Source organism: Pseudonocardia charpentierae, from assembly GCF_031845345.1.
Taxonomy (GTDB): domain Bacteria; phylum Actinomycetota; class Actinomycetes; order Mycobacteriales; family Pseudonocardiaceae; genus Pseudonocardia; species Pseudonocardia charpentierae.
Genome location: NZ_JAVREJ010000116.1, coordinates 1 through 384 on the forward strand (window position 1 = coordinate 1; position 384 = coordinate 384).

The following is a 384-nucleotide window of genomic DNA, read 5'->3' on the forward strand; positions in this document are numbered from 1 at the left end:
GTACAACACAATCCGGAGGAACAGGTGGTTGAGAAGGGGATTATATTTGAGCCCAAATGGCAAGGGGTAAAATTGGAATTTCGGCACTTTCACCCCAATTGGACTCAATATCCGATTGTACAAGAACAGAAGCATTCCTCAGCACAAGATGTATTGCTATCTTTGCTAGCAGAATTACATTTGATTCAAGGGCGTTTTTGGCAAAAGCAGTCGACAGAAGTGGATGAAAATCAAAAAAAATATGTGATCTATGTTACCCCTTATGAAGGTTGAGTAGGGATATATGGGTCCATTTTTACAAAGCGATATCCTTGGTCTTTTAGAAGAGGAATCGCTTCTTTTATGCCTTCTGCGGTATCCCCTCTTGGTTGGTTCATATGTAGG

1 protein-coding gene is annotated in these 384 nt (G+C 40.9%); it reads left to right on the forward strand.

The window, feature by feature from the left end:
• Positions 1–273, forward strand: a 273-nt coding sequence (locus tag RM445_RS32115) for a hypothetical protein (protein ID WP_311560623.1), incomplete at its 5' end; no start/stop codon positions are given.
• Positions 274–384 lie beyond the last annotated feature (111 nt).